Below are 2,357 nucleotides of genomic sequence, written 5' to 3'. Positions count from 1 at the left end.
GGCGGCGTCACCGCAGTCGAAGCAATTACCGCTGCGGTTGCTGATGTCTGCAACATTCCCCAATCGCGTGTTTTCACCTCTTCAACAGGTGTGATCGGCGAACCGCTGCCCCACGACCGGATCACGGCTGTTCTGGCGGACCTTAAGGGCGCGTTGTCCGACAAGGGCATTTCCGATGCGGCCAAAGCGATTATGACCACAGATACCTTCCCCAAAGGGGCCCGTGCCGAGGTCGAGATTGACGGTAAAGCAGTCTCTATCGCGGGGATTGCGAAGGGATCGGGCATGATCGCGCCAGATATGGCGACGATGTTGGTCTATATCTTCACCGATGCGGTTGTCAGCCAACCGGCGCTGCAAAAGATGCTGTCGACCCATACCGATAGCACCTTTAACTGCATCACCGTGGATAGCGACACATCGACCTCCGACAGTTTGATTCTGGCCGCAACCGGCGCGTCGGGCGTGGATGCGAGCGAAAGCGATGCGTTCTCGGATGCGCTGCATGGCGTCATGCTGAACCTCGCGCATCAGGTTGTGCAAGACGGCGAAGGGGCGACCAAATTCGTCGAGATCGCCGTGACCGGTGCCGCTACGGATGATGATGCCAAGACCCACGGCATGGCAATCGCGAATTCCCCCCTCATCAAGACCGCCATCGCGGGCGAGGACCCGAACTGGGGCCGCGTGGTAATGGCCGTCGGTAAATCAGGGGCCGCTGCTGATCGGGATCGTCTGTCGATCCGCTTTGGCGATATCGAGGTGGCCAAAGACGGCTGGCGCAGCCCCGACTACTCGGAGGAGGCAGCGGCGGCTCATATGAAGGGCCAGAACATCACCATCGGCGTTGATCTGGGCCTTGGCGACGGTAAAGCAACGGTTTGGACCTGCGACCTTACCCACGGCTATATCGAGATCAACGCGGACTATCGTTCGTGAAGGTTATCCTCGTCTCGGCGGTTGCCCTGATCGACGTGGACGGGCGCGTGCTTTTGGCACAGCGCCCGCCCGGCAAATCGATGGCTGGTTTGTGGGAGTTTCCGGGCGGCAAGGTCGAAGCCGGCGAAACCCCCGAAGCCGCGCTGATCCGCGAGCTGCAAGAGGAACTGGGCATCGACACATGGGCCTCCTGCCTTGCCCCGTTGACCTTTGCCAGCCATGCCTACGATGACTTCCACCTGCTGATGCCGCTGTTTGCCTGCCGAAAATGGAACGGCACACCGCAGGCGCGCGAGGGGCAGACCCTGAAATGGGTCCGTGCCAATGCGCTGAAAGATTATCCAATGCCCCCTGCGGACATCCCCCTGATCCCGATCCTGCGCGACTGGCTTTAGGGCCAGCGCGACCTCGCTGCTGTTTCTTTACGCGCGCGAATACTGCATCCTTGACTTTTTTGTTGCTAGACTTAGGCAAATTGTCGCTTATAAAGATGCAACTTCAGGTTCTTCTGGGAGGAAGCAATGCTTCGCACAATCACCATCGGTTCCACCGTATCCGTCCAGGGTATTTTCGTCCGCGACATGCCCGACGGTCGCGTATCGGTTAAAGTTGATGACGCGATCTATACCGGCAAGCCAATCCAGCGCCGGAACTGATCAGGCACACGCAAAACATCTGAACCATCCCCCTGCCCCAAGCGTTTGCTTAGGTCATCAAAGATGGATCAATCATGAAGCCTCAACGTGTTATCGTTATTCTGAACAAGGGTTCCGGCCGCCAAGACGGGACAGAGCGTAAGTCCCGGATTTCAGACAGATTTCAACACCACGACATTCCCGTCAGCTTCGTTGAATTCTCGCCCAATGGCGCGGATTTGGGACAGGTGGCGCGATCCACAGCCGAGGCGAACCCCGATGCCACCATCGTTGCGTCAGGCGGCGACGGAACGATCAGCGGCGTCGCCTCGGGCTTGGCGCATGTGCCCAACCAGATGGGGATTATCCCCGCGGGCACCTTTAACTATTTCGCCCGTTCGCTGAACCTGCCCGAAACCGTTGACGAAGCCGTGGATGTCATCGCCAAAGGCGTCCTGCGCCCCACGGACATCGCCAAGATCAATGGCAACGCGTTCCTGAACAACGCCAGCATCGGGGCCTATGCCGCCATTCTGAAAACCCGCGAAGGCATCTATGACCGCTGGGGCCGCAGCCGTGTCGCGGCCNNATTGGTCGGTGGTCAAAGCGCTGGCAACACTCCGCGCGCCGCTCAGGCTGACGGTGACGATTGATGGCAAATCCTTTAAACATAGGACACCGCTGGTCTTTGCGATCAGCAACGCCTTTCAGCTGAACCAAATGGGGCTGAGCGGCGAAGACTGTATCGCCAAGGGCGGCATGGTGCTGCTGGTCGCCCCCGAT

4 protein-coding genes are annotated in these 2,357 nt (G+C 59.2%); all 4 read left to right on the top strand.

Annotated elements, in window-relative coordinates; all coding sequences use genetic code 11:
* A partial coding sequence (gene argJ / locus B4F27_RS06505; protein WP_286759201.1) for a bifunctional glutamate N-acetyltransferase/amino-acid acetyltransferase ArgJ occupies positions 1-939 on the top strand: 939 nt, incomplete at its 5' end.
* Positions 936-1,334, top strand: a complete 399-nt coding sequence (gene mutT, locus B4F27_RS06500; protein ID WP_005850865.1) for an 8-oxo-dGTP diphosphatase MutT — start codon at positions 936-938, stop codon at positions 1,332-1,334. The genes argJ and mutT, both read left to right, overlap by 4 nt.
* A gap of 126 nt (positions 1,335-1,460) precedes the next feature.
* Positions 1,461-1,595, top strand: coding sequence for a hypothetical protein (locus B4F27_RS06495; protein ID WP_005850863.1), 135 nt, complete (start codon positions 1,461-1,463; stop codon positions 1,593-1,595).
* 74 nt (positions 1,596-1,669) lie between these two features.
* Positions 1,670-2,227, top strand: a complete 558-nt coding sequence (locus B4F27_RS06490) for a diacylglycerol/lipid kinase family protein (RefSeq protein ID WP_286759200.1) — start codon at positions 1,670-1,672, stop codon at positions 2,225-2,227.
* Positions 2,228-2,357 lie beyond the last annotated feature (130 nt).

Source organism: Sulfitobacter sp. UBA1132 (assembly GCF_002311545.1).
Lineage (GTDB): Bacteria > Pseudomonadota > Alphaproteobacteria > Rhodobacterales > Rhodobacteraceae > Sulfitobacter > Sulfitobacter pontiacus.
Note: the sequence above shows the minus strand (reverse complement) of the source record. Positions and strands in the feature narration are given on the sequence as shown.